At 64.3% G+C, this 26,694-nt stretch carries 26 protein-coding genes; 3 read left to right on the top strand and 23 right to left on the bottom strand.

The features are described 5' to 3' along the window. The first annotated feature begins 147 nt into the window (after positions 1 to 147). The 3 genes from ACYOEI_RS34645 to ACYOEI_RS34635 are packed head-to-tail and all read left to right on the top strand — an operon-like array spanning position 148 to position 1,481. Positions 148 to 459: a helix-turn-helix domain-containing protein gene (locus ACYOEI_RS34645; protein ID WP_462854800.1), complete on the top strand. Its 312-nt coding sequence runs from the start codon at positions 148 to 150 to the stop codon at positions 457 to 459. Then, the gene (locus ACYOEI_RS34640; protein WP_462854799.1) at positions 443 to 1,285 is read left to right on the top strand and encodes an IS630 family transposase; all 843 of its coding nucleotides are present in this window, start codon (positions 443 to 445) and stop codon (positions 1,283 to 1,285) included. The genes ACYOEI_RS34645 and ACYOEI_RS34640 overlap by 17 nt, the downstream gene beginning before the upstream one ends. Positions 1,286 to 1,331: 46 nt before the next feature. Further along, the gene (locus ACYOEI_RS34635) at positions 1,332 to 1,481 is read left to right on the top strand and encodes a pentapeptide repeat-containing protein (RefSeq protein ID WP_462854832.1); all 150 of its coding nucleotides are present in this window, start codon (positions 1,332 to 1,334) and stop codon (positions 1,479 to 1,481) included. 1 nt (position 1,482) lies between these two features. Here ACYOEI_RS34635 and ACYOEI_RS34630 read toward each other — a convergent pair whose 3' ends face one another. The 23 genes from ACYOEI_RS34630 to ACYOEI_RS34520 form a co-directional block, all read right to left on the bottom strand. Further along, positions 1,483 to 1,749 carry a hypothetical protein gene (locus ACYOEI_RS34630; RefSeq protein WP_462854797.1) on the bottom strand — a complete coding sequence of 89 codons (267 nt, stop codon included), beginning with the start codon at positions 1,747 to 1,749 and terminating at the stop codon, positions 1,483 to 1,485. Positions 1,750 to 1,872: 123 nt separating this feature from the next. Beyond that, on the bottom strand, positions 1,873 to 2,808 hold the full coding sequence (locus ACYOEI_RS34625; RefSeq protein WP_462854795.1) for an IS4 family transposase: 936 nt from the start codon (positions 2,806 to 2,808) through the stop codon (positions 1,873 to 1,875). A 245-nt stretch (positions 2,809 to 3,053) separates the two neighbouring features. Continuing rightward, positions 3,054 to 7,304 (bottom strand): FG-GAP repeat domain-containing protein, encoded by a 4,251-nt coding sequence (locus tag ACYOEI_RS34620; RefSeq protein ID WP_462854794.1) that lies wholly within the window; start codon positions 7,302 to 7,304, stop codon positions 3,054 to 3,056. A 616-nt stretch (positions 7,305 to 7,920) separates the two neighbouring features. Further along, positions 7,921 to 8,976 carry an NAD-dependent epimerase/dehydratase family protein gene (locus ACYOEI_RS34615; RefSeq protein ID WP_462854792.1) on the bottom strand — a complete coding sequence of 352 codons (1,056 nt, stop codon included), beginning with the start codon at positions 8,974 to 8,976 and terminating at the stop codon, positions 7,921 to 7,923. A 161-nt stretch (positions 8,977 to 9,137) separates the two neighbouring features. Then, complete coding sequence (locus ACYOEI_RS34610; RefSeq protein ID WP_462854790.1) at positions 9,138 to 10,040, bottom strand: ParB/RepB/Spo0J family partition protein; 903 nt, start codon at positions 10,038 to 10,040, stop codon at positions 9,138 to 9,140. Beyond that, positions 10,037 to 10,864 carry a ParA family protein gene (locus tag ACYOEI_RS34605; RefSeq protein ID WP_462854789.1) on the bottom strand — a complete coding sequence of 276 codons (828 nt, stop codon included), beginning with the start codon at positions 10,862 to 10,864 and terminating at the stop codon, positions 10,037 to 10,039. Before ACYOEI_RS34605 ends, ACYOEI_RS34610 begins: the two co-directional genes overlap by 4 nt. Positions 10,865 to 11,534: 670 nt before the next feature. Next, on the bottom strand, positions 11,535 to 11,993 hold the full coding sequence (locus ACYOEI_RS34600; protein WP_462854788.1) for a peptide chain release factor family protein: 459 nt from the start codon (positions 11,991 to 11,993) through the stop codon (positions 11,535 to 11,537). Beyond that, a complete protein-coding gene (locus ACYOEI_RS34595) occupies positions 11,994 to 12,278 on the bottom strand; it encodes a hypothetical protein (RefSeq protein WP_462854787.1) in 285 nt (94 codons plus the stop codon). It lies immediately after the preceding gene. Then, entirely contained in the window at positions 12,262 to 12,897 is a 636-nt protein-coding gene (locus tag ACYOEI_RS34590; protein WP_462854785.1) for an HNH endonuclease signature motif containing protein, read from the bottom strand. Before ACYOEI_RS34590 ends, ACYOEI_RS34595 begins: the two co-directional genes overlap by 17 nt. Continuing rightward, positions 12,894 to 13,772 (bottom strand): DNA-methyltransferase, encoded by an 879-nt coding sequence (locus tag ACYOEI_RS34585; protein WP_462854783.1) that lies wholly within the window; start codon positions 13,770 to 13,772, stop codon positions 12,894 to 12,896. Before ACYOEI_RS34585 ends, ACYOEI_RS34590 begins: the two co-directional genes overlap by 4 nt. Next, positions 13,769 to 14,125 carry a hypothetical protein gene (locus tag ACYOEI_RS34580; RefSeq protein ID WP_462854781.1) on the bottom strand — a complete coding sequence of 119 codons (357 nt, stop codon included), beginning with the start codon at positions 14,123 to 14,125 and terminating at the stop codon, positions 13,769 to 13,771. The genes ACYOEI_RS34585 and ACYOEI_RS34580 overlap by 4 nt, the downstream gene beginning before the upstream one ends. A gap of 118 nt (positions 14,126 to 14,243) precedes the next feature. Beyond that, positions 14,244 to 17,288, bottom strand: a complete 3,045-nt coding sequence (locus tag ACYOEI_RS34575; protein WP_462854779.1) for a vitamin B12-dependent ribonucleotide reductase — start codon at positions 17,286 to 17,288, stop codon at positions 14,244 to 14,246. Positions 17,289 to 17,346: 58 nt separating this feature from the next. Beyond that, on the bottom strand, positions 17,347 to 18,192 hold the full coding sequence (locus ACYOEI_RS34570; RefSeq protein WP_462854777.1) for a thymidylate synthase: 846 nt from the start codon (positions 18,190 to 18,192) through the stop codon (positions 17,347 to 17,349). Next, positions 18,189 to 18,662, bottom strand: coding sequence for a hypothetical protein (locus ACYOEI_RS34565; protein WP_462854776.1), 474 nt, complete (start codon positions 18,660 to 18,662; stop codon positions 18,189 to 18,191). The genes ACYOEI_RS34570 and ACYOEI_RS34565 overlap by 4 nt, the downstream gene beginning before the upstream one ends. Beyond that, on the bottom strand, positions 18,659 to 19,024 hold the full coding sequence (locus ACYOEI_RS34560) for a hypothetical protein (protein ID WP_462854774.1): 366 nt from the start codon (positions 19,022 to 19,024) through the stop codon (positions 18,659 to 18,661). The genes ACYOEI_RS34565 and ACYOEI_RS34560 overlap by 4 nt, the downstream gene beginning before the upstream one ends. A 12-nt stretch (positions 19,025 to 19,036) precedes the next feature. After that, positions 19,037 to 19,603, bottom strand: coding sequence for a RusA family crossover junction endodeoxyribonuclease (locus ACYOEI_RS34555; RefSeq protein WP_462854772.1), 567 nt, complete (start codon positions 19,601 to 19,603; stop codon positions 19,037 to 19,039). Continuing rightward, on the bottom strand, positions 19,603 to 20,220 hold the full coding sequence (locus ACYOEI_RS34550) for a hypothetical protein (protein ID WP_462854771.1): 618 nt from the start codon (positions 20,218 to 20,220) through the stop codon (positions 19,603 to 19,605). Before ACYOEI_RS34550 ends, ACYOEI_RS34555 begins: the two co-directional genes overlap by 1 nt. Further along, positions 20,217 to 22,136 (bottom strand): DNA cytosine methyltransferase, encoded by a 1,920-nt coding sequence (locus tag ACYOEI_RS34545; protein WP_462854770.1) that lies wholly within the window; start codon positions 22,134 to 22,136, stop codon positions 20,217 to 20,219. The genes ACYOEI_RS34550 and ACYOEI_RS34545 overlap by 4 nt, the downstream gene beginning before the upstream one ends. A gap of 108 nt (positions 22,137 to 22,244) precedes the next feature. Beyond that, the gene (locus ACYOEI_RS34540) at positions 22,245 to 23,033 is read right to left on the bottom strand and encodes an AP2/ERF family transcription factor (RefSeq protein WP_462854769.1); all 789 of its coding nucleotides are present in this window, start codon (positions 23,031 to 23,033) and stop codon (positions 22,245 to 22,247) included. Positions 23,034 to 23,047: 14 nt separating this feature from the next. Continuing rightward, complete coding sequence (locus ACYOEI_RS34535) at positions 23,048 to 24,070, bottom strand: DUF5131 family protein (RefSeq protein ID WP_462854768.1); 1,023 nt, start codon at positions 24,068 to 24,070, stop codon at positions 23,048 to 23,050. Then, positions 24,060 to 24,434: a hypothetical protein gene (locus ACYOEI_RS34530; RefSeq protein ID WP_462854767.1), complete on the bottom strand. Its 375-nt coding sequence runs from the start codon at positions 24,432 to 24,434 to the stop codon at positions 24,060 to 24,062. The genes ACYOEI_RS34535 and ACYOEI_RS34530 overlap by 11 nt, the downstream gene beginning before the upstream one ends. A gap of 96 nt (positions 24,435 to 24,530) precedes the next feature. After that, complete coding sequence (gene dnaB / locus ACYOEI_RS34525; RefSeq protein WP_462854766.1) at positions 24,531 to 25,925, bottom strand: replicative DNA helicase; 1,395 nt, start codon at positions 25,923 to 25,925, stop codon at positions 24,531 to 24,533. Next, positions 25,922 to 26,515, bottom strand: a complete 594-nt coding sequence (locus ACYOEI_RS34520; protein ID WP_462854765.1) for a hypothetical protein — start codon at positions 26,513 to 26,515, stop codon at positions 25,922 to 25,924. Before ACYOEI_RS34520 ends, dnaB begins: the two co-directional genes overlap by 4 nt. Positions 26,516 to 26,694 lie beyond the last annotated feature (179 nt).

Here is a 26,694-nt window from a genome sequence, read left to right as displayed (position 1 = left end):
CTGGGCCTGGGTCGTGTGGCGAACCTCAATGGGTGCCCCGTCGTCTAAGTACCGCTCACACCAAATAAGGACTGGAATTCCCTGAAACCCAACTTTCGGTCATGATCTCTGCATGGCACCCATGGATTCCACGGCTAGGAGGCGCCGATGAGAGGCCGCAAGACGTCGTTGCGTGTTGACCTGACCATGTTGGAGCGGTCTGAGTTGGAACAGCGTCTTCGGTTCATGAACACCTCGCTTGGGTTGGCTCGGCGTTGTCGAACAATTCTCGCCGTCGCCGACGGGCTGCCACTCGTCGAAGTCACCCAGTTGGTCGACCTGACGGAGAAGCACGTCCGGAAGTGGGTGCAGCGGTTCTTGAAGGATCGTCTGGAAGGGTTACGCGATCGTCCGGGACGCGGCCGCAAGCCGGTCTTTTCCCCCCGAGGTCGCGATTTACGTGGTGAAGATCGCCTGTGAACGACCGGATGAGGTCGGGCAGTCCTTGTCGCAGTGGGACTGCACGGAGATCGCCCGGCGGTTGGTCCGTGACGGAGTGGTGACGTCGATCTCGGCGGAGACGGTCCGTCAGATCTTGCTCCATCACCGCCTTAAGCCGTGGCGGCAGAAGATGTGGCTGTCGGCCAAGGTGCCTCGCGACGCGGCCTTCGCCGCACAGGTCCAAGGGATTTGCGACCTGTACACTCGACCGTTGCAGCCCGACGAGGCCGTCTTGTGTGTCGACGAGATGACCAGCCTTCAGCCGCGCCCGCGGAAGTCGCCGACCAAGGCCGCAAAGGAGGACCGACCGACGTTGGTCGAACACGAATACGGTCGGTGTGGCGCACTGAACCTGTTCGCGGCCTTCGACACACGGACCGGGAAGGTCTACGGGATGACCGCATCGCGGAAACGTCAGTCGGAGTTCATCACCTTCCTGGAACAGCTCGACCGGGAGATCCCCACGTCGGTGAAGACGATCCACATCGTGCTCGACAACCTGCGGAAGCACAAAGGCAAACAAGTGCAAGCGTGGTTGGCCGAGCACCCACGGTTCGTGTTTCATCATCCGCCCGTCCATTGTTCGTGGATGAATCAGGTAGAACAGTGGTTCGGCATTCTCAAGCGAAAACGACTCCGGATCGCCGACTTCCCCGACAAGGCGAAGCTGGCGGAACGGTTGATGGCCTTCATCCGCGATTGGAATGAGATCGCTCATCCGTTCAAGTGGACCTCCAAATCGGTAGCCAAGGTCATGGCCAAATGCCAAATCGAGGATGCGAAGCCCTTGGCTGCAACTGCGTAGGATTTCCGATCCTTATTTGCTGTGAGCGGTACTTAGTGGCGCTGACATCAGTATAGCCAATCTTGTTGGGGCTGACCTTGGCGGGGGTAACCTTTTCAGGGTCAACCTTTGTGAGACCAATCTTAGTGAAGCTCACCTTGTCGAGGCCGACCTTAGCGGGGCAAAACTCATTCAGGCCCGAATGCCACGAAGATAGCTTACATATTCTTCGCCGGCAACGATTTGCGTAGTTCCGATCGCGGCTTCTGCATGAGCGTATACTGCTTGGCCCTTCGTTTCTTCACCCGTGGCTCGACCCGACCTCGACGCGACGGATTGACGACCAACACCGACAGATCACCACCCTCGATCCCGATCAACCAACGCATCGCATCCACCAACCCGATCCGGTCGGGATCTACCCCTTGCAGACGGGCCGACTCACCCATCAGCGAACGAACCAGGTTGTATGCCAACGAGAACATTGCCAGTTCCTTCAACACTCCTTCCACCGTCTGGCATCGCAGGACATCCATTTTCATCGTAAGTTTTAAATGTCTGATATTGCTTTCAACTTGCCACCTTCGGAAGTGGAGTTCGGCCAGCGCCTAGGCCGGGTACTCCGTAGCATAAATCAGGCTCGTCACCAACGCAATCTCGCGCACCCGGTAGCACGGGACCTCCACCCGGTAACGCAACTCACGCACCGTGATCTCCTCGGGCAGTGCCCCATACTCCTCCGCCGTCATCCGCGAAGGCTTACTCTTCGGCTTGTACCAGACGACGACCTGGTCCGAGTCCCCCTGCGCCAGCACCCATCGCGAACGGGGCAGCCCCGGCATGTCCTTCGCCCCCCCTCGAGTCCCCGGCCGGCCGGGGGTGAAATCGACGATCTGCTTCTGATGGATCCGGAACACACCGTGCAGATTGCGGCCGCGCAATAGGGTGAGATGGGCATAGGAGCAGAACCCGCGATCCCCCAGCACGAGGTCGCCGGGCTCCAACTCACTCGAGATCGCCGCGGCCCGAGACATCTCGTGGCTTCGCAACGGCGCCGTTATCGAGCGGAGCAGCATCCCGTTCGTGAGATCGAACATGACCAACCACTTGGCGACGGGGAAGCCGCAGCCCTTCTTCTGATTGCCGGGTTGGCCGAAGTGTTGTTGCAACTCGGGCTCGTCGGGCATGGAGAAGCTAGAGCCGTCGACGACCCAGACCCGATGGCCGAGCCACCGCGAAGTGTCGTCGGTCGCCGCGACCTTCTCGAGGAGCCAGTGGAGGACGGCCAGCGGGAGCCGCTTGCGGGCCTGGCAGTAGGCGCTGTCGGTGAAGGACCAGTTGCCGAAGTGGGCGACGTGTTTGCAGGCGGTGTTGCCGTGGAGGACTTGGAGCAGGAAGGCGTAGATGGTGATGGCCGGGTCGAGGGCACGGCTCCGCCAGGAGTGGTTGCACTGGCGGCATCCTTCCTCGATAGCTTCCTTGGTCAATTCGGCGGCGACGTCTTGGCGCAGTCGTCCGAGGATGGGGATGATACGCGGCAGCATGGGAGGGCTCCGTCTGTAACCCAAGTGGCCTTGTAAGCAACCACCAGGGTGACGGACGCCCTTCCTGTGCTCAAGAAGCTATAAATCGTTCACTAGCCATAATTTGTGCGCTATCTACGCGGCATCCCGCTCCGTCCCCTTTTAGTAGTCCCATGACGATTCGGAGGTCGACCTAAAGGACGTTCGGTCGCTGGATGCGAAAATGGATCGCGTGGTCCTTTCGGCCAACCTCCGGCGCGGGTTGATCAGAAGGAAAGGAGACCTTTCCGGAACGGGCTTGAGGTGAGGATCCCCTGGGGCACGGGCGTCTTGGTCGTCGTGGACGTACCCGTCGATCGGGTTGTTACGCTCGCATTGGTCGAGGTCTTCGCGGAGGTCGTGCGAAGCGAACTCGTCGACGACGTGGTCGATTCCGAATTGACCAACGGCGTCGTCCTGATGATGCTGTTGGCCACGATGCCATTGCTCGTCACCGGGCCGGACGTCGTGACGAGCGGCACGCTGTAGACCGTCGGCTGGTGATAGCCGTAGTTGAAGACGGACTGGCTACTGCCGCCGACGAACTGGCCCTGGCTATTCAAGAAAGTCAGTGCGAACTTGTCGTCGGGGGGGACGTAGACGCCGACGTCGGTGATACCGTCGCCATTGTAATCCCCGGTGATCGGGACACTGTAGACACCTCCGGTGTGGTAGCTGTAGGTGAAGACGGACTGGCTGGACCCGCCGACGAACTGGCCCTGGCTATTCAAGAAAGTCAGTGCGAACTTGTCGTCGGGGGGGACGTAGACGCCGACGTCGGTGATGCCGTCGCCGTTGAAGTCTCCGGTGATGGGAACGCTATAGGCGCCGCCGGTGTGATAGCTGTAGGTGAAGATGGACTGGTTGCTGGCCCCGCCGAGGTACTGTCCCTGGCCGTTGAGGAGCGCCAACTCGAACTTGTCGTCCCCCGGGATGTAGACGCCGACGTCGGTGACGCCGTCGCCGTTGAAGTCTCCCGTGATCGGGACGCTATTGACGCTGCCGTTGTGGTAGCCGTAAGTGAAGACGGATTGGCTGGACCCGCCGACGAACTGTCCCTGGCTGTTAAGGAAGGTGAGTGCGAACTTGTTATCCGTGGGGACGTAGACGCCGACGTCGGTGATGCCGTCGCCGTTGAAGTCGCCGGTGATCGGGACGCTATTAACACCCCCGGTGTGGTAGCCGAAGTTGAAGACGGACACGCTGCTCCCGCCCACGAACTGTCCCTGGGCGTTGAGGAACGTCAGCGCGAACTTGTCCTGGCTGGGGATGTAGACGCCGACATCGGTGATGCCGTCGCCGTTGAAGTCCCCTGTGATCGGGATATTGTAGACGCCCCCGGTGTGGGAGCTGTAGGTAAAGACAGACTGGCTACTCCCGCCGACGAACTGGCCCTGGCTGTTGAGGAACGTCAGCGCGAACTTGTCGTCGGTGGGGACGTAGATCCCGACGTCGGCAATGCCGTCGCCGTTGTAGTCGGCCCCGGTGTCCTGGTAGACCCCCTGGTAGGAGAGGCTCCGTTGCTGGTTGCGGACGACCGTGGACGCGATCGTCGCCGCGCGCACGTCTTCATAGACGCCGTGCGTACGAAGGTTCGTCGTGTTCCCCGAGTCCGTCAGGCGCAGTTCCCCGGCGTCGATCGGGGGGGCGGTGAGCGTCGCGGGGCTCTGGGTCCCACTGTAGTCGTAGCCGGCCGGATAGGACGGCGCTCCCACCGTGATCCCGAGGTAGGGCCCGGCCTGGGGATGGGCGCTGAGATAGGCCGGCGAGAAGTTGAACTGGTTGTCCGTGAGGCTGCCCGAGAAGTAGACCCTACCGGAGTCGAGAGCCGTCAAGGGCGTATGCAACACGCCGATATGGGAGCTCGTGGAATCCCAGACGATGTTGCCGGTGATCGTCACACCGAGCATCGGCGTGTGGAACTGGCCCCAACGAGGGGTGACCTGCCAGGCGCTCCCGCTCTCGTAGTCCTGAGTCACGGCCGCGGTGATGTCGAAGGAGTTCTTCCCGAGGAAGACGTTCTGCGCGACGGTGAGCCCGTAGTTGTTTCCGGGGAAGACCATCCCCGTGTCCTTGGGGTTGAGGCTCGGGTCCCGGAGGTCGATCCGGTTGGCCTTGTACGTCGAGTTCACGAAGCCGCGGTTGATCGAGATGATGCAGCCCTGCGGGAGCGGCTTATCCAGGAGGACCGTGGTGTAATTATTGAAGGACCCGCTCGAGGGGTCGATGACCTGGCTGATCTGGATCCAGTCGCCCGGCTGGGCGCCGGTCCCGGAGCTCGACCGGGAGAGGATGGACAGGATGTCGCCCGACTGGAGCGGGGCGCCCGTGCTCCGCAGGAATGGGACCTGGACGACGTACCCGTCCGCCGAGACCGAGGACGGCTTGCCTTCGAAGAACGGCCAGTAGTTCTCCGTCAGCATCATCTCGGGGGCGTTGTCCTGGACGGTCTGACCGAACCCCCCGTCGATGGTGTTGTTCTGGATCGTGTCGCCGAACGAGTTCCCGTAGAAGCTCGACCCCATGGTCAGGAATCGCTGGGTCACCCCCGAGGTCCCCACGTTGTGGGCATGATTATATTCAAGGGTCAAATCGTGAGAGTTGACGGTCTCGAAGAGCGTGGGGGATGTCGTGTTCGGGGCCGCCCCCTGGTAGTCGTTCCAGGAGACTTCCCAGGGCCCGGAAGACAGCGAGATTGTCCCGCCCTTGAGGGTGTTGCTCGAGATCGTCCCGCTCGAGCCGCCGCCGACCATGATCGAGTGGCTATAGCCTGTATTCGGCGGGAGCGAATTCGGGTCGATGAGCGTCATGCCCGTGATCGAGACCGCGATCGTGTCGGTCCCGGTGCGGATCAGGGGGACGTCGGCATTCAGCGAGGAGGGATAGAGGAGCTCGAAGCCCTGGAGGGTGACGTGGCTGCTGTTGATCTGGACCGCCGCCGAGGCGCTCGCGATCCCGGTGAAGGAGAGGATGACGTTGGGATCGGCGTCGATCTGGACGGGATAGTTGAGCACCAGGGGCTGGGTCATGTTATAAGTCCCGGCGCTCAGGTGGATCTTCGCCACCTGGTGCGTGCTGTCGGCCGCGTGGGACGTGTCGACGGCGGCGAGCAATTGGCTCACGGTCGAGACGGTGAGGCTCGTCGTCCCGATCGGGGTGCCCCTCGCGTTCACGGAGCACGCGCCGCCCTGGAATTGGAAGAAGTACTGGGTCCCCCCGAAATTCAGGGTGAGCGTCATCAGGTCATTGCTCTCGTCGTTCCTCAAGGGGAGGAAGAAGAGGTCGGCGTTGGAAGATCCGGCGGTGTGCTGGACGTTCAGGGCGGCGGTCCCGCCCGAGCCGGTCTGCCAGGTCATCCCGTACTCGTTGCTGAGCACGGCCGAGAGGGCCGCGGTGCTCGTCGGTAGCCCGGTCAAGTGGACGTGGACCGACCCGGTCGGCATGCCCCCGGCTCCGTCCTGGCCGAGCCAGCTCGCCGCGCCGGTGGTCAGCTTCGTCACTGTCGGGGCGGCGTGCGGGTCGACCCAGGCGAGCGTGGCGTTGGTGTGTCCGCCGTTGGCGCCCGCGGACCGCGCCGGAGAGCCGACCGGGATCGTGAAGGTGTCCTGCTTGTAGGCGAGGTTGTTGTTATCACCGATATAGCGAACGATCAGGGTGAGCGGCGTGTTGAACAGGTCCGAGCTCGGGGGGCTGACGAAGAAGTCGCCGACGAGCTCGTGGTTCCCGGTCGAGTTCGCGACGGAACTGATCGCCCGGTTGACGAACTCGGAGACCTGGGACGCGTCCTGGTTGCTCCCGTAACGCCAGGTCGTCGCGCCGGCGGCGTCGGGGTTCGCCGGGTTCGTCGTGAGGATGATCTCGAGGGTGCTCGGGGAGAACGGGGACCCCTGCTGTGAGATGTTGGAAATCGCGAGGTGGAGGTCCTGATAGCCGTCGGGGCCCGCGGCGAGTCCCGGCCCGGTCCAATCCTGCCCGTCCTGGCCGAGCCACTGCACCGACAGCTTCGAGTCGGGCATCCGGAGGTTCGGGTTGACGGTCGTCGCACCCGCGGGGATCTGGAACGGGTCGTTCTCCGAGCCCGTCGCATAAGTGATGATAAATTGGTCGAACAGAGTGCCCGCCGGATCGGCCTGGATCGGATCGTAGTAGAAATCGGCCGTGCCCGGGCCGGTATACGCGAGGTAGCCGCTCGAACCGGCCGGGTTGTTCAGCAGGTAGGTCGCGCCCTCGCCCCCGCTGAATCGGACGAGACTAATCGACTGGATCGGGACATTATTGCCTTGGGCATCTGTCTTCAGGCCCGTCAGTTGCAGGTGGACGTCCTGGTAATCGTTCGGCCGGGTTGTTCCGGTCCCGACGAAATCGTGGCCGTCCTGGCCGACCCAGTGGACCACCGCGCTTAGCTGGACCCGTTCTTCCAACCGGGTTACCGACGGATTAACCTTGCGACGACGGGTGCCCTTGAGACGCGTACTCATCAGGTGAAAATCCTAAGAAGGGGGACCTTCGCTCGATGCAACAACGACGATTCTCTCTCGCGGTGTGCGTCCGGGCAGGCCCGCGGACGCCCGCGATGTCGCCCCTCGGTCGCACGGAGACGCGGAATGTCGCGAATCCATCTCGCAAGATAATTGAGATATTTTGAGGATATCTCCTTTTTGCGCGAACGGAGGTTAGGAAAAATTTAGCGGGCTTAATATTCGTTGTCAATCGGCCATCCGCGGAATTCACGGTTCGTTCGCGTTCTTGAAATATGAATAAAGAAAGTATCGAAAACGAAATAAGTCGATGGCGTGCGCAAGTGATCCGTCCTCCTCGGCGTGGGCCCGAATCGTACGCATACCAGCTCGTTCGTGGAGGCCGTCGAGTAGCTCCGCCGACGGCTCTACGCCCTGGCCGTCCCTCGGGAAAGGCCGACGAAGCGGGAGCCACCCGGGCTCTCGCGGACTCCGACGCAAAGTCGCCGCCGAGGCGCTTCGCGGTCGAACTGGTGGGTTTGCGTGAACAGGGAGTTCCGCCGACTGGGCGAGGCGGCCGAGTTGGAGTGACTCCCCTGCTCTGCTTGGGTCATCTTGTCGGCACCGGCAAAGTGATTCAGGATGGTCGACCTTGGTCCGGATGGTGAGCGGATCTGAGCTCGGTCTGATTCGCCAGGATCCATCGCATGAGGCGGTCGATCCCATCGGCGGCGGAAACCTTGGGACGCCAGACGAGGGCCGACAGAGCCTTGCGGTTATCCGAGATGTAGACTCGCTGATCGCCGGGTCGCCAGGCGGCAAACCTCGTCTCGAGGGGCATCCGAAGCGACGATTCAATGGCGCCGATCGCGTCCATGAGACTCAGGGCATTCTCCGGGCCGCCCCCGACGTTGAACGCCTCGCCGGAGACGCGGTCCATCTTGCGGGCCGCCAGCTCGTAGGCATCGATCAGGTCGTCGACCCAGAGGAGGTCGCGGACCTGGCGACCGTCGCCGCGGATCGTGACCGGTCGGCCATCGACGGCGGCGGTGCCGAACCACGACACCCACCCCCTGCCCTCCGTGCCCACCTGGCGAGGGCCGTAGATCGACGACTGACGGAACACGACCGTCCTGAGGCCGTACATCCGCGCGTAGTCGCGGACGTACTGGTCGGCCGCGCCCTTCGAGCATCCGTATGGACAGTGGAAGTCAAGCGGCTGTTCCTCGTCGACCCCGTGGGCGGTCGCGAAGGCGTAGCGTCCGTCGCGGACCACGAGGTCGAGGGATTCGAGATCTCCATACACTTTATTTGTCGATGCATAGATGAGGGCAGGGCGGCCGTTCGCGTGCTTTCGGATCGACTCGAGGATGTGCATGGTGCCGACGGCGTTCGTCTCGAAGTCCGCCATCGGGTCGAGAAGGGACCGGGAGACCAGGTCCTGCGCGGCGAGGTGGAGGATGACGTCGGCGTCGGCGTGCTGGCCGATGATCGAGTTCATCGCGTAGAGGTTTCGGACGTCCGCCTCGTAGGTGGTGAGGTCGCCCCCCTGCCCTCTCAGCCACTCGAGGTTCTCGCGTGAAGCCCGTCGCTTCAAATTATCGACAAGTATGACCGTGTCACCCTGGGCCAGGAACCTCGACGCAGCCGTCGCCCCGATGAAACCCGCGCCGCCGGTCACGACCCATTTCATTTTTCCGACTCCTCGCCGACTCTATTGACAGGCACCGTCTTCGGTGATACCAATACCTATACAAGATTACAGTATGAAACGAAAGACAAAAATCCAGTCCAATAAAAAAACCCCGGGATTTCCCGGGGTGATGTGGCAACGAAGATGATCCCAACCTCATCTCATGCCGCGACCGATTGGTCACCCTCGGCCATCGCGAGGGCCCTCATCAGAGCTTCGACAATCTCCCGGTGGGGAGCGTCGGCCTTTTCGATCTGGATCGTGACCCGGATACCGTCACCGACCGCGTAGGTCGCCTTCGTCTGCTGAGGGCGGCTCCGGATCGATTCGCGGACCGTGGCACGCGAGACCGTGCCCTCCGAGGCCGCTTTCACGAGGACGGCCCGCGCGGCGGGATCCTCGACCTTCGCAATCTCGCGGGCGGTGGCGGGGCTGATCTCCTCGGTCTGGACCTTGTCCTTCAGGTCCTCGGGGAGGTCGAGGACTGCGACGGCTCGGAGGACGGTCGACGGAGAAAGGTGAAGGTGTTCGGCGAGTTGCCGGGCGCTCCACCCTCGGCGGGTCATGTAGCTCTTGAAGGCCTGCGCGCGGTCGACCGGGTGGAGGTCTTGGCGGACGCAGTTCTCGGCGATCTGCATGTCCCGGACCATGTCCTCGCCGGCCCGGCCCTCGCCGAGCTCGACGACGTCGATGGTCTCCAGGCCCGCAATCCTGGACGCTCGCCAACGTCGTTCGCCAGAGACAATGATCCAGGAGTCGGCCGACTCGGACCACCTGACCAGGATCGGCATGAGCTGGCCGAGATCCTTCAGCGACGCGGCGAGGTTCGCGAGCTCGTCCTCGTCGAACTGCTTGCGCGGTTGCTCGGGGTCAGGGATGATCCGAGACACGGGGAGGGTCAGGCCGCCCTTGATCCTCGGGACGCCGGCGTATCGGTTCGTCGGCTTCGGGGCGGTCGCGGCCTCCGCCCCCGGCAGGTCCCCTGCCCCGCCCTTGCGATCCCTGTTGATCGACTGGGCAATGTTGCCGCCCAGACGCTCTCGCAACTTCGCGGATCCGCTCATGCCGCCCCCTTCTTCTTGGTGGTCTCGATGGCGACGGTGGCGAGTCCGGTCCGGGCCATCAGCTCCTCGGCGATTGCGACGATCGCCTTGGCCGGCGCCGACTTCGGCTTATACAGGGCGATCGGCATCCGGGCGCTGACCGACTCCTTGAAGTCCTTCGCGAACGGGAAGACGTTCGTGAAGACGTCCTCGCCGTACGCGGCCCGCAGGTCGGCATCGTAGGTCTGGTGAATCAGCAGACGCTTATCGAACAGGGTCGGCAGATACCCACCCAACCGGAGGGCCGGGTTCGGGCCACGCTGGACCGCTTCGATCGCGGCCGAGACGGGAGCGAGCCCCTGGGATCCGAAGTCCTCGCACTGGACCGGGACCACGATGTATTGGGACGCACAGAGCGATGACCAGGAGCAGAGGTAGATGTTCGGCGGGCTGTCGACGAGGACTACGTCGAAGTCCGACGAGATCGAGTCGAGGAACCGACCCATCCCGAACTGGTAGGTCGCCCAGTCTCGGAGCGGGACCATGTTCCAGTGGTTGAGGTGGATGCTGCCCGGGATCAGAGTGATGCCGGGAACGCCGCTCGGCAAGAGGAGCGACTCTGGGGAGGGGTCGGAATCCTCGTCGTAGAGGGCGGCGACGGACGCCTCGCGGGGGATCTCGAGCATCCGGTCGGGGCCGATGAACCCCTGGGTGAGCGAGGCCTGGGGGTCGTTGTCGAGGAGCAGGACGCGCTGGCCCATCTTCGCCAGCGCCGCCGAGAGGTGGAATACGGAGGAGGTCTTCCCGACCCCCCCCTTCTGATTGAAGAACGTAATGGCGATCATCGGGATTCCGTTCGTCGGTCGGACCTTGCGGTCGATGGGCGTCCCGCGATGAGACGTCCCCGACGATGTTATCGGCGTCGCTTCGGTCGACCCCTCACCGAATCCCAAGGTGTTGCACCGTGCAGCGCGCCAACGCCGATCAATCCCTCCCCTACCCTATGACCCGGAATCCTCGCGATTTTGTCGCGGCCAGTAAATGGGCAGCCGCAGCGGAGAGGCGTTCGTTGAAAGTGCTGACGAGCCGCGTGCCACCTTCGAGATCCGAGCCGAGCGACCAACCGATGGGGACGGAAACGATAAACCGATGGCAATGGACGCCGACGAAAGGCTCGAACCGGAAACATCCCGCGTAGGCCCAGACCACCAGGGGCCACCCGCGATCCTCGGCGGGTGTTGCACGGTGCAGCGCGCCAACCCTGGTTGGGCACGAGGGGCTGTGGCCGCTGGCCGTCTCATAGATGACGATCGGGTTGCACGTGCATACCGATTTGGTGGACATAGTTCTACTCGGCCTGAGAGGGTTGTCCCTGGGGGCGGTGGAGGCGCTGCACCGTGCAGCGCGGACGTCGACGATGGTCGAACTGAACGGTGGTCCGGGCCCCATCCGTGGTCGGGCAACAATCCGGAAATTCCGGAACGTTCGCGCCGAGGCGTTGCACGGTGCAGCGCGTCATACCCCGGAGGTTCCGGGCCTCAGGGTGTTGCGCGGTGCAGCGCCGAGCCGCTTCAAGGTCGAGATCAGGAAGCCGTCCAAGGCCCCTCGGAGCACGGATTGGGCGTCGCCCGCGGAGTGGCCGGTCCGATGGTCGACAACGCCCTGGCTATTTCCGCACAGGCGATAGGTCCGGATCGCGTTTCCGAAAGCGGCCTCCGGCTTCGCCTGCCATTCGAGCTGACGGGCCGCCTCGGCCCGGTCGGTGTGGAGGCGGTCGACCTTCGCCTGGAGCGTCACCATCGCGGCGGCCTCGTTCGCGTGCCGGGACCGCTCCGACTTGCCCTCGGCGACGAGTCCGGTCGGGACGTGGACCAGGCGGACGCACGTCTCGGTCTTGTTCTTGTGCTGGCCGCCGGGGCCGGAGCCTCGGAAGAAGGTTCGGCGGATGTCCGCGCGGTTAATCGGTACGTGCATTCAGGTGTCCTCCTTCGGAGTGACTGTTTCGAGAACCGGAATCTGCTCGATCACGACACCGCCGCGGGAGTCGAGGTGATAGATGAGGCGGCCGAATTCCCAACGTCCCCCCCTGCCCTTGATTTCCTCGACCATCACCGCGGTCGCTGCGCCGAACTCCGGATCCGGGACTCTCCAGGTCGCGGCGAAGCGACGTCGGGCCGCGTGGAACGACCGGATCGGCTCCGGCAGATCCGGCGAGTCTGGAGGGTCGAAAGCCCCTCTGGGGTCAGACTCGGACGACACGTTTCCCTCGCTTCCGTGTTGGGGTCGCCGCCTTCGATCGACGCCTGGACTCCGCCCGACGCCTGGCCAACGCCGCCGTCTCTCGCTTATGGCAAGGTACGCAGAGCGTTCGGACGTTCCCCATGTCAAACCAATCGCCACCCTCGACGATCGGGACGATGTGATCCGCCTGCCAGGGCGTCTCGTGCGGGGAGACACGGTTCTCGGCCCGCCAGAGGGCCGCGGCGTCGATCAGGCCAAGCCAGTGCGAGGGCGGCCAAAGGTGCCCGTCGGCGTCGGCCTCGGGCGGAGTTTTCCACGATCGCCAGTCCTCTCCCGGGCTGGCGATGGCTCGCCTCGTCAGGCAGAGTTGTCGCTCGAGTCGCAGCAGGTCGACAGACTGGGTGTCGAACCCGCACGAAGCACAGACACCCTTGTCACGCTCGAAGACGTGGTCCCGGAACACGCTCGGTTGGGTCCGACGTGTCCATTCCCGGACGCAGGCCGGATCCGCGCACCAGTTCCGCCTGCCCTTCGCGACCGGGCCCTTGCACCAGCGGCAGGGGCGTTTCCCGTCGGCCCTGACGAATGCCGTCTTTCGGTCCCAGTGGTAGCCGGCGGGGCGGGGAGGTTTCCTCATCCTGAGACCTCCGCACCTGGTTTGACGCGGTGTTTCGGGGTGGCCGCGAACCACTCGTCGTCCCCCTGGATCGGGTCGCCGACCGCGATCGAGTCGAGCCGTCGCCTCGCCTCGTCGGCGTAGTCCGGCGAGAGCTCGGCCCCGAGGTAGTGGCGGCCGAGCTTCTTCGCCACGGCCTGGGTTGTGCCGGTTCCGGCGAACGGGTCGAGGACGAGGTCGGACGGCCGGCTGCACGCGCGAATGATCCGGGCGAGGACCCGCTCGGGCATCTGGCATTTGTGGTGGCCCCGACGCTCGCCGAAGGTCCCGCAAACACGGGACACGTTCCAGGTGTCGCCTTCGGGGGGGAATCCATCGGGCACGTCCTGGGGTCGGAGGATCCAAGTATCGTCGGGGAGGCGGCCGCCCGGCTTGGCCCGCTTGTCGGCGTAGACGAGTTGCCGAGCCGACGGCACCTTGATCGCGTCGACGTCGAAGTGGAACTGGTCGGACCGCGTGAAGTAGAGCAGGTGGGTGTGGCTGCGGGTGAACTTCGCGGTACAGTTCACGCCGAACGTGTAGTACCAGACGACCCAGCTCCGGAACCGCAACCCGAGCTCGCGGTGGAAGAGTACCTTGAGCTCCGCCGCATACTCATCGCCGATCGCCAGCCAGAAGGAACCCTCCGGCTTGAGGATCCGGACGATTTCGGTTCCCCAAGCGCGACACGAGCCGAGATAGTCGTCGTCGCTCTTCTTGTCCTTGTAGAGGTCGTACTCGTAGCCGATGTTGAAGGGCGGGTCGGCGAAGGCGAGGTCGACGGACTCGGGCGGCATCGCACGCAGGACCTCGAGACAGTCGCCGGTCGTGATCGTGTCGAGCTCGAGGGGGATCATGCCGGGATTGCCCCCCAGTCGGCGAGGATCCGGTTGATCATGGAGGATGCCTCCGCGAGCCGGTGAGGGTAGGGGAGGTCGGAGACGACCATAAATTGCTGGACGCACTTGAGTCGTCGCACGATTTCCGCCCTCTCCTCGATCGCCTGGCGGAGATAGACGACCTGGTCGAGACCCTCCTGATACGCGTCGACGATCGGGTCCCGGCCGTTGAACGGCTGGAGCGGGGTCCCGTACTTTTTCCGGCCGCCCTCGTCCCGTTCGGTCATGTCGCGGATCACGAGCGGCCAGACCGCCGGTCGGTCGCTCGGCCGGGGCGGATCCTGTTCGGTCACGTATTGTCCCACACTCATGGGAGCATGTCCTTTGGTGATCGTTGGGAATGGGATGGGATGGACGGGGCGTAGGGTCGCCCCGTCCGATGGTCAGTTCACCATCTTTGCAGGGCTGCAAAGATGGCTGTCGCCCGGGTCAACCGCAGCCGCCGGCCTCGCCGCACTGGGGGCAGGTGTAGCAGGCGCCGGTGCGGACGGTGGCGGCTCCGCAGCTCCGGCAGGGCGGGGTGTGGGATTCGGGCCTTCGCCTCAGCCTCGAGGTGTCCGCGATGTGGACCATTTCCGGGTTCAGCTCGGCCAGGGCTCCCGTGAGGCTGCCGACCGTCTCGAGGAGGGTGTCGAGGTTGGCCGAGAGCGCGGCCGGCTCGGCGCCCCGATGGGGCGCATGCTCGACCCGGTATCCGTCGAGGAACATCATCCCCAGCCAGCGGAAGATGTAGTCGGCCACGCTCCGGGCGATCGGGATGTCGGGATCGCCCTGCGCCATCCCCGATGGGGCGAAGTGGACATAGGCGAACTTCTCGACGAACACCTCGAGCGGCACACCGTATTGGAGTCCGACCGAGATCGACGTGCCCAGCACGTCCATCAGGCCGCCGATGGTCGAACCTTCCTTGGCCATCGTGATGAACAATTCGCCAGGTCGGCCGTCCGGGTAGAGGCCGACCGTGACATAGCCCTCGTGGCCGTCGACCGAGAACTTGTGGGTCAGACTCTGCCGGGTCGCCGGGAGCCGTTCCCGGTGTGGGGCAGGGGGGCCATACGCGATCGCCGGCGGGTCGAACGATCCCAGCGGAGCCGTCGGGGCCGATACCTCCTCGAGCAGGATCGCCGTCTCGTCGGGTTTCGCCGGGCCCGAGGTCGTGAGGGGCTGGACGCCCTTCGAGCCGTCTCGGTAGATGGCCAGCGCCTTCAGGCCGAGCTTCCAGCCGTCGAGATAGGCTTGCCGGATGTCCGCGACCGTCGAGTCCGCGGGCATGTTGCAGGTCTTCGAAATCGCCCCGGACAGGAACGGCTGGACCCTGGACATCATCAGCAGGTGGCCCATCCAGTGGATCGACCGGCCCTCGGGCGAGATCGGGAACGCACAGTCGAAGACGGGAAGATGCTCGGGCTTCAGTCCTGGCGCCCCCTCGATGGTCCCGTGATCCTCCAGGTAATCGAGGATCTGGTCGGTCTCAGTGGGTGTGACTCGAGGTGGGTTCATGTGACGCGATTGAGTCCGAGGGCCGTACCCCAACACCTCGAGCGCCAACGGCACCGTCCGGTTCACGAGCGTCAGCGTCCCCCCTCCGGCCAGCGACTTGTGCGCCACCAGGGCCACGGAGGGTTCGACTCCGGTGGTATCGCAGTCCATCATGAACGCGATCGTCCCGGTCGGCGCGAGGACCGTGACCTGGGAGTTCCGGTGTCCATATTGGCTTCCGAGCTCCTCAGCCTCGGTCCAGGTCCTGAAGGCGATGTCCGCCAATCTCGCCGCGGTAGACCGCGGCATGACCCGCATCGTGAGCTCGTAGGCGGCGTTGGCGTGCTGGCCGACGACCCCGAGCATGGGCTGGCGATTCGCCGCGAATCCGTCGAAGGGGCCTTTTACTACGGCCAACTCGGCGCTCGTGCGGTATGCCTCCGCACCCATGAGGGACGTGATCGATGCCGCTAGGTCTCGGCCTTCCTCTGAGTCATAGGGCAGGCCGCACGCCATAAGGAGGCTGCCGAGGTTCGCGTAGCCAAGCCCGAGCTGTCGGAATCGGTGGGTGTTCGAAGCGATTCCCTTGGTCGGATAGCTTGCCCTGTCGACGAGGATCTCCTGGGCGACGACGAAGACGCGACACGCGGCCCGAAATCCTTCGGCATCGAACCCGCCGTCAACCGTCCTGAACTTCGCCAGGTTGATCGATGCGAGGTTGCACGCCGACTCATCGATGTGCATGTATTCCGAGCATGGGTTGCTCGAGTTGATCGGCGCCGTGTTGGGGCAGGTGTGCCAGCGCTGGATCGTGTCCTCGTATTGCATGCCGGGGTCGCCGCACCGCCAGGTCCCCTCGGCGATCCGATCTAGGACCTCGGAGGCGTCCAGCACGGGCATCCCTTCGGAACGCCCGGTCGTGACGGCCCGGGTCGGCCAAGGTTCGCCCGCCTCTGCCCTTTGCATGAACTCGTCGGTGACCCGGACCGACAGGTTTGCATTCTGGAAGGCCACCGACGAATAGGCTTCGTCGTCGCTGCCGGTCAAACCCGACGAGTAGCCGGCCGCAATCAAGGCCCTGGCTTTGGCGTCTTCCTTGGGTTTGGCGTCGACGAAATCGAGGATGTCAGGATGCCAGACCTTGAGAGTCTGCATCTTGGCGGCGCGACGGGTCTTTCCCCCGGACTTGACCACGCTCGCGACCGCGTCATAGACCCGCATGAAGCTGACGGGTCCCGAGGGCTTTCCTCCCCCGGCGAGCGTCTCATGAGTCGACCGTAGGGTCGACAGGTCGGTGCCGGTGCCGCTCCCGTACTTGAAGAGCATCGCCTCCGACCGGGCCAGGTCCATGATCCCACCCATGTCGTCGGTCACGCTTTGGATGAAGCAGGCGGACGCCTGTGGGTTGAGATAGGCGTCTTCGCAGGGGACGACGCTTCTCGCGATGTCATCCCAACGCCAGTTGTTGGCCGAACCCTTGAGGTTGTAGCTCCCCGAGAGTCCGACGTTGAACCAAACGGGCGAGTTGAACGCGCCATACTGGCCGAGGCAAAGGGAGGCGAGTTCCGCACGGAAGCGAGTCGCGTCTTCCCAGAACGTGAAATATCCGTCCTGAAATCCCCAGTAGGCGATTTGGGAAGCGACCCGATTGACGAGCTGCCGTACGGAGTATTCTCGGCCTCCGACCGATGGATCCCCCTCGACGCGATGGTCGCCGTAGAAATACTTCGAGGCGACGATCCTCGCGGCCTGGTCGCTCCAGTCGAAGGGGACTTCGACGTTCTTCTGGACGAACACGACGTTGCCGTCGGCGTCCTTGATCTCGGCGGTCGTGGTCCGCCAGTGCAGCCGCTCGAAGGGATCCTGATCCTCGGGGCAGAAGTGGGGGAGGAATTTCAGGCCCCCATGCGGAGGGCGATCATTAGGAGTCGCGGCGAGAGTTGGCGGTGCGGACGAGGCGACGGCCTCGTCGGATTCGAGCTCTTGCGTATGCATCAGGATCTCCAGATGTTCAGCGTCGAAGGTTGGAGGCGACTTGTGGACGGCGCAGACCCTACACCGCGACCTCGCCCTTGAGGGCGGGATGGTGCCGGTAGTCGACGAGGTGGAAGTTATCGGCGGAGACCTCATCGAGCGTGCGGGGTGGGCTGACGTAGAGCTCGGGGAGCTTGTGGGGTTCCCTGCCTATCTGCTCGCGGACCTGATCGATGTGGTTATCATAGATATGAAGGTCCGAGAACGAGACGATCAACTCGCCCGGCTCGAGTCCGGTCATGGCGGCGACGAGGTGAGTCAGCGCCGCGTAGGAGGCGATGTTGTAGGGAACGCCAAGGAAAAGGTCGGCACTCCGCATGAACATGTGACACGACAGAGAACCGCCGATCACTCCGAACTGGAACAACGTATGGCAGGGCGGAAGGCCCATGTCGGCGACCTGGGGAGGGTTCCACGCCGAAACGATGAGGCGACGCCTGGGACTGGCCGACGGATCGTCGCGGACGAGCTCGATGTCCCTCAGGACGTTGGCGAGCTGATCGGTCTCGACCCCCTGGTGGGATTTCCAGTCGAAGCCGAGGTGACGTCGCCATTGGACGCCATAGACCGGGCCGAGGAACCCACTCTTGTCCGCCCACTGGTCCCAGATGTGGACATTGTTCCTGGTCAGGTAACTGATGTTTGTGCTACCCGTGATGAACCAGACGAGCTCATGCACGATGTTGTGCCACGAGACTTTCTTCGTCGTCAGCAGGGGAAATCCGTTCCGGAGGTTGTGCCGAAACTGGTGTCCGAAGATCGAGATCGCCCCGATCTTCTGGCCCGTCGATTGGAGCACGGCCCGAGTCGGGACCGACTTGCCCTCGTCCAGGATCGTCTTGAGCAAAGCTTGATAGGATCTCATTTGTCAGGGCTCCTCATGTGGCGTTGATAAGAAAGGAATCGATTCGCGAGCCGGACATCCACGGTAGCCGGGCTCCAGATGAGGCGGCTGCGTGGGCAGTCGGTGCAGTCTTCGACGATGGCGGAGAAGCCCTCGAACCGGTGCTCGCGTCGCAACCAGTGGTGACGGCCGATCTGACAGGGGAAGGGGCGGGGCATCTTGGCGAGCCGTCGTTCGCGGATCCGGACGACGGACTCTCGGCGATCAGCCCGAGCGAGGGCCGTCCGGAGACGGTCCAGGGTTCGGGCCAGGTGGTCGGCCGGCCGGATCGCGAGGGCCCATCCGACGAGATAGCCGGGCCGGGTGACCGTGATCCGACGGACCCCGAAAGCGTCGGGCGGCTCGAAGGCGACGACGGCCCGGTTGCGGCAGAGCCACGCCTCGATCGCCGGGTCGAGGCATGGCTGGTCGATTGCCGTTGCGGCCCTCATGGGATGGTTCTCCCAGCGGGCTGGTCGGGGACCGGCGTCGCCGCGGCTTCTTCGTGGTGCCGTCTCCAGCGGATCCGCCATTGGATCGGGGCGACGAAGACGACTTCGAGCCGGCCCCGGCGGTTACCCCTCTGCGCGTACTTCGCCCGGAACCGGATCGTCTCGCCCTGGTGGGTGACGTAATACCAGTGGCCGTTCCGGCCGAGCCGGAAGTCTCCGGACGACGTCACGTAGACCCAAACCTGTCCGTCGGGATTGGGGGACCAGTCGAAGCGGAGGACGAGCGCATCCCCGCCGTGCCCGATCGTGACCTCCTCGGACTCGTCCCAGATCCAGTGCGTTAGGTGCTTGTCGTCTCCCATCAGGGGCTCCGATTATTTGGCGAAGGGGAAAGGGCCAGGGTGATGGGGGTCGACGGCCACAACCTGGATCCAGACGAGCGATCGGGACCAATAGACCTTTTGAATCGAGACATCCGTGACCTGGTTGTCGTCGGCGATGATCCGGCCGGTCGGCATCGGGGGCATGTTCGCCGAGCGGATCTTCTTGCCGGTCGCGTCCTTGCCGGATTTCTTGAACACGTTCCCGGAGATCGAGTCTCCGCATCCCTTGAAGAGGTTGTCCGCGTCAGGGCGGGCATCCCACCGTTCGCCGGGCGTCCGGTTCTTGGGGCAGGCGCGACAGGCGATCAGCCGGACGTATACGGGCCCGGCGTAGGGGGCGATCCCCGCGGACTCGCCGAACCCGGCCTCGTGGGCCGCCATCGCGACGGTCTCTTTCCACTCCTTCACCCTCTTCTCGCTGAAGGTGACGCCTCGCTTCGTGACCCGGCCGGGCCTCCAGGGGACGGGCTCCCCCTCAACTTCGAAGGTGGCGATGACCGTCCCGGCCGGCTGGAGGGCGAGGGTGCGTTTCGGCTTCTTGGTGCGCGTCGCGGTCATCACGTCCCCATAAACACGAACGGTTGAACGAGTCCGAATACGTTGGTCCCGATCCGGAACCGGAAGGGCCCGACGTCGTCGAGCCCGGAGAGGGCCGGCGGCCACACCGTCGCCCGGTCTCGCCAGAGGAGCGAGGCGTACCGGCGGTCGAGGCCGATGGTTCGCGACTTCGCCGACGCCGGGACGATCGGCACGCCGACGCCCGTCCTGGCCCGCCGCCCGGTCCCGTTGCACCGTGCGCACGGGCCTTCCTTGCCACTCCCCTGGCCCCCGCATTCGCGGCATCGCGGCCGAGAAGGCGTGGGCAGGTGATCCATCGCGGGCAGCGAGACGGGCAGGTCCTCGAACCGGTCGAACTCGCGGACGAAGTCGAACAGATCCTTGGGCCTGCGGGCGCTCCACCGGGGCAGGACCTGGAGCGTTTCGGGCCGGAGGTGTCGCCCCTCCATCCAGACGACGATCGCCCCGTCCGTCGCGAAGACGTGCCGACCCTCGACCCAGGGAGTGCTGTGGTCGCGGTCGGGGAGGGAGTCATCGCAGGCATCAATGAAGATGTGCGGGAGATCCCAATTCGGCTGGAACATCAAGGTGCCGAACACTCGGTAAGAAGTCGTCATGATGCGGCCCTCTCGAGTCGTCGTCGACGAGTCTTCGGCAGCGGGGCCGCCTCCGCCGCGAAGTTGGCGCGGACCAATGCCTCGGCCAACTGCGGAGGGACCGAGTTGCCACACATTCGCACTTGAGCCGTCTTCGAGAGCGGCTTCAGCAGCCGATACTCGGGGCCCTTTCCTCGACGGGCCATCACCGGGATCTCGATCACGTAGTCATCGGGGAAGCCCTGGCATCGGTAGAGCTCCCTCGCGGTGAGCATCCTGAGGCCGATGTCGTTGCACTCGTAATCGAAGCCGTTGACGGTCACGAGGCCGAAACGGGCCTTCGCGGTGATCGTATGGAGGGGAGAATCCACACCCTGACCATCGCGGGCTGACCCGAAGTATTTGGTGAGGAAGACGGTCACGAGGCCGTGGTGATTGGCACCCGCGAGGATCGTCCTCAGGGGTTCCTGGACGTCGCTCCACTGTTTCTCGCCATGATTCATGTGGATCATGTGGGCCGCGACGAGGCAGTGTTCGGCCTTGGAGACGACGGTCGTCAAGGGGTCGGAGACGCTGTTCGCATAAGACCCGTTGCCACCGGATTGGCCGATCCTTATGAGGTTCGCCGCGGTGACCGTCGGCTCGAGCGACGCCGCGAGGATCCCTGTTTTCAGGACCTGGGCCGTTACGGTCGGGCACGGCGAGTCCGCCACCTGGCCGATGCTCCGGCCGTTGAACTGCGTCAGGCTGGCGGCGACGATCGCGTGATGGTCGACCGCGGTGATCGTGGGGAGCGGCCCATCGATCGACGAGCCGACGACGGGCCGCTCTCCGCCGAAGTAGCGGGACAGGTAGGATGAGATCAGGGGGAACCCGCCTCCCGCGCGGGGCGTGATGGTCGGTAACGGGTCGTCGACGGAGTGGGCTCTGGGATCCTGGCCGGTTCGCTCGCCAAACTGGGCGATCGTATAGGGAGCAATCGAAGGGTAGACAAGCCCGTACCCGTGGCGTTGGGTAATCGTCGCAAGCGGGTCGTTCAGCCCCTGGCCGCGGAATTGGCCGCCGCCGTGATTGCACTGGACGATGTAGGGTTTGGGGTTGTCGACGACAAACCGCTTGAACCCGAGGGCGATCCGCCGCATCGTCTTGTCCGCGAGCGGGCGTTTCACGCCGATCGCCCTGGCTTCCTCTTTAGAGAGGAAGATAGAGGGGCAGGGGATGCTCCAGTCGATACACTCGGCGGCGGTCCGGTAGGGGAGTCGACCCTTGCCGTGCGTCGGCTCGGGCCAGACGATCGGGCGACCGTCCCGGCGTGCGATCAGGAAGAACCGCTTACGACTCGTGGGGGCGCCGAAATCGCAGGCCCTGAGGCAGCGGAATTCCACGTCGTACCCGAGCTTCCGGAGCTGGCCAAGCCACATCCGGAACGTCTCACCCTTGCGAGCCGGATCCGGGATCATCTTCGGGGACCCGTCTTCTCCGAGGACGAGCTCACCCCTCTTATCCCGCTTAGGGATCAGCGGTCCCCAGTCCTGGAATTCGGGTACATTCTCAAGCATGATCACGCGGGGTTCGGCTCGTTTCGCCCAACGAATCACGACCCAGGCCAGGCCGCGGATCCTTTTCTCGACGGGCCGGCTGCCCTTGGCCCGGGAGAAGTGCTTGCAGTCGGGCGAGAACCAGGCGAGGCCGACGGGCCGTCCGGCCGTCGCCTCGACGGGATCCACGGTCCAGACCGACTCGCAGTAGTGGCGGGTCTGCGGGTGATTCGCCATGTGCATGGCGATCGCCTCGGGATCGTGGTTGATGGCCACGTCGACCATCCGGCCGAGCGCCCGCTCGATGCCGTGGCTCGCGCCTCCTCCGCCTGCGAAGTTGTCGACGACGATCTCATCGAACAGCCCCGAGGCGAACCTCGGGCGAGTACGGGTCGCCACGTGTCCTGATCCTTTCACGATGTCAGGTAATTGAGGAGGGATATGATCAGGCTGCGAACAGCAAGGAAGCCGATGGCTAAGAGCCAGGCCATCGGCCAGGCGTCGTCCTCAGGCGGCCTCGGGGGAGGGGGCACTCGGACGAGCCTCCACTCGCACCCGGATCCGGTGGGCCTGCGCCGCCCAGGTGAGCACCCGCTCCGCCGCGAGTTGGGGCAGCCCCTGAATCGCCGACGAAACCGCCTCCATCGCACGGAGTTCCTGGGCGATCGGGCTTTCGCCGACCGGGGTGGGCTTGGCCGCTTCGGGGACGGGGCGTTGGATCGGCGCGGGCGGGATCGGTGCCTTGATCGACATCGTGCTCTCCTGAGTTGGTGAGGCTTCGTCGGGGAAATTGAGCTTGGAACGGTCGGCGCCGTGGGCGATCACGAGCGCGTCATAGCCTCGGGCCGCCTCGATGGCGGTCGCGTACCTGCCTCCCGTGATCGTCTTCCCGCCGTGACAGAGCTGGCATCGCCAGGGCTTGGGGGATTCGCCTTTGTTTCTCGTGATGCCCCGGAAACCGTGGTTGGTTTCGTCGAGGATCGGGGGGAATTCGGGAACGACGGTCGGGACCTTCGGAGCGGGCGGAGCAGGGGGAGTGGCCCGGACCGGTGGCGGAGTCGGTGGTTTTGGCTTCGGCGGGTTCTGCCTCGCATCGACCTTGGCCCGGCTCGCTCGCTGCATCTCGGCGACCACGACGGCCGCCAGGAGCTTCGCCATCCTTTCGGGTGTCATGTCCTCGAAGGTGGCCTCGCTGTAACGATGCGCGAGGACCGTCGCGTTTGCCTTCGGATCGGCCCGATAAAGGTTCGTGACGATCTCGAGCTGATGGCTGGGATACGATTCGGCTGATGACATGGCGAGGCCCCTCTTCACCGAGGTTCAGGGAACTGTTGGTGCGTACGGCCATCGAGCTTCGAACCCGAGTGTTTCTTGCCGATGCGACGGGTTAGTGTCACTGGGCCATGAAACAGCGGTTCATGCGTGACATCTCGGCCGTTGCTGTCGAAAAACATCTCGGGTCGATCATTGATCACGTCGCTGATACAGGGGATCGCTTGGCCGGGAGTCATCCACTCGCCCCATTGCTTGAAGAAGAAAGCAACGTTGGCCGCGAGACATTTGTCCCTGGCCGTGCGGAACCACTCGATGTACGAGGGCCGGGCCGACGGTCCGCTCTCGCCACCCGCGATCAGCCAATCGAACTTGGGGCCCGAGGGTTGATCGAGATAGGGCGACCAATCGATAGGGCCTAGGGCCGGCTCGTACGAGACGAAGCTGACCGGGGCACCAATCTTTACAATGTCGTCGATCCGCCAGGCCCACTCCTGGGACTCGACCGTGCATCCCAGCCAACAATTTGAGGGCATGCCTTCGAGCCAGACGTCCCATCCGAGGGCCTCAGACGCCATCGGGCGGACATTCTTGGTTCGCTTCGTCAGGAGCAGGTAATCGAGGTTGGTCGTCTCGCGGATGATCCGGAACGCCCGCGTCCGGAGGTCGTTCGCGTTCAGCAGTCGTTTGTCGAAGACAAACCCAGGCGTCCCATCGTCGGCCAACCAAAGGTCGTTGACGGTATCGACCCAGATGATGCGTCCACGAACGTCGAGGATGAATCCTTTCCAGTCCTCGAAGATGTCGGCCATGCTCGCGAGGAAGACTTTCCGCCTAACCCCTGCCTTGCGAGCCGCGGCGTCCCACTTGTAGGGGAGATGCCAGTAGTTCTCGGCCGCGCCCGTCCTTGTGCCGTCGTCACCCCATTCCCCGAGGACGAGCGGGTTCCGCTTGGCCAGGTCCGCCGCGTAGCAGTGATCACATGCCGGGCTGATCTTGGTGCAACCCCGCCAGGGATTCCATGTGTGATCGCACCATTCGATGCCGGTCTCAACGCCCATCGTTCGAGGCTCCTTTCGCCTTCGCCGCGAGCCTGGCCCAGTGGCGCTCGACCTCGGCGGCGGACTTCGAGTACGCGATCTCGCGGCTGGGACGGGTGCGGCGGCCGTAGACGAGGTCGTCTCGCTTCGCGAGGCGGATCGCCTTGTCGCCGTAACACCGCTCGCAGTAGACGTGGTTTTGGTTGAACTCTCGGCCCCGGGTCACGTACAGGACGCTCTTGCACCCGCAGGGGCAGCCCTTCCGGGCGTCTTCGACGTGAACTCCGCATCGCGAGATTGGATCGTAGATCCAGTCGTCGCCGAAGAGTTCCGAATCGGCAATCGGCCTGGATTCGACGGGCGGCTCATCGAGCAGAGTGGGCATGATTCCTCGCCCGGCGAGTTTTGCGGGTCCTTTATTCCCGATAGTGGAATCATTGCCGGAAATAATTCCAGTTTCAATCCCGTTTTGGAATTATTCTCAGAATTCCGGCCCTGGGGCTGGGAATTGATCCGGCGAGGGTCCGACCCAATCCTCGAACCGCCCGATCTCCTTGATGAAGCGGAGCGGGACGGTCCCGGTGGCGCCGTTGCGGTTCTTCGCGACGATCAGTTCGGCGAACCCGGGGAGCTGCATGGGGTCGTAATATTCCGGTCGGTGGAGGAGCATGACGAGGTCCGCGTCTTGCTCGATGGCGCCCGATTCGCGGAGGTCGGCCATCCTCGGCCGCTTGTCCTCGCGGCCCTCGCTGGCGCGGTTTAGCTGGGACAGGCACACCACCGGGATCTTGAGCTCGCGGGCGATCCGCTTCAGGTCGCGGCTGATATAGGCGACCTGTTCGTGGCGTCGATCGCCGTCGCCCGGCGTGATCAACTGGAGGTAGTCGACGACCAGGAGCTTGAGGTCGCCCCGGGACTTCGCCCGCCTGGCCAGCGCGAGGATCTGGAGCGTCGTCAGGGCAGGGGACTCGTCTATCAGGATCGGGGCCTTCGAGAGCTCCTCGTCGGCGATGACGAGCCGATCCCATTCGTGGGGCGAGATGTCGTCTGGGGACTTGAGCAGTGTGTTGGGGACGCCACTCCGGGACACGGCGAGCCTCTCGCCGATGTCGATCGCCCCCATCTCGAGGCTGATGAAGAGGACTTCCTCGCGTCTGGCGAGGGCCGTGTACTCCACGAAATTCAGGGCGATCTGCGTCTTGCCCATGCTCGGCCGGGCCGCCAGGATCACGAGCTGCTCGGGCTGGAATCCGTCGGTGAGCGCGTCGAGCTGCGAGAGTCCCGTCGAGACCCCGGAAGGTCCCCGATTGCGGCGACAGAGCCGGGCCATCGCCTGCGAGACCGCAGCACTGGCCGGGATCGTGCTCTCCGAGGACTGGGATTCGGCGATGTTGAACACCGCACGCTCGGCCCGGTCGAGCAACTCCTCGGCCGTGTACTGGTCGGAGTGGACCTCGGCGGAGATGGTACGGGCCGCGTGGGCGAGCTGGCGGCCGATCGATTTCTGGCGGACGATGCCGGCGTAATACTTCGCGTTTGCCGACGAGGGTGTGCTTGAGAAGAGATCCGAGATTGCGTCGGCGCCGCCGATCGCCTCATATTCGCCCCGGCGAATCAGTTCATCCGAGAGGGTGATTCCGTCGATCGGCTTGCCGAGGCGGTAGAGGTCCAGGATCGTCGCATAGATTTTCTGGTGCGTGTCCCGGTAGAAATCCTCGGGCGAGAGGATCGGGACGATCTCGTGGAGGACTTCGTTCACGAAGAGGATCGAGCCGAGGGTCGCCTTCTCGGTCTCGAGGCTGTGGGGGGGCAGCCGAAACGAGAGGTCCTCGTCCCGGATTCGTGTGGCCCCAGGTTGGCCGCTCGGGAGAGTCACGCTAGAGACCCTCCCTGGCGGCCGGACTTCGCCTTCGCTTGGCGGGCGATCGACTCGTCGCGGAGTTTGGCCACGACGCCGCCGGGATAGTTCCCGATCGTCGGGTCGGGCGGAGAGGGGTCGGCCGGGGCCGTCTGGCGGGCGTAGCGGCGTATCTGCGCTTCGGTGAGCACGGGTGGCGGCGGGATCGGGGCGGGTTTCTCCGCAGGCCTCTGGGACGGCTTCGGCGGGGACGGGTGAGGCTTGCCCTTGGGGTTCGAGATCGCGACCCGCTCGACGTAGCTGATCGCGTCGAGGCCCGGCTTGCGCTTCGCACTATCCCGGAGGGCGAACTGCCATGCGACGGTCGAATGGTGTTGCTGACGCTCCCAGTACCCGTAGGCGATCGACGTGCCCGGGAAACAGGCCCAGGCGAGCCGGAACGTCTGGGCCACCTCCTCCGGGGTCGGCCGATGATTACCCGGCCAGATCTCCCAGGGGCCGTCCGGCAGGGGCAGGGGAGGGCAGGGCTTGGCCGCCGGGTCGGCCTCGCGTGCGTGCGTGGGCTCGCTCGCGGGCGTGTCCGTGCGCGAATTTGAATTAATTAACATCACATTTTTATTATGTGATGTTAATTCTAATTCGCGGGCGCCCGCGGGCACACGCGAGGAAGTGTCAGGATAACCTGACACTTTGTCCGGCAAACGGTCAGCTTTTCCCGACACCTGGGCGTCCGGAGCGGTCGAGGTGTCAGGATATCCTGACAGTCGCTCCGGCGGGGTGTCAGCTT

This window comes from Singulisphaera rosea (assembly GCF_054877945.1).
This window is presented reverse-complemented; position numbering and strand designations above follow the sequence as displayed.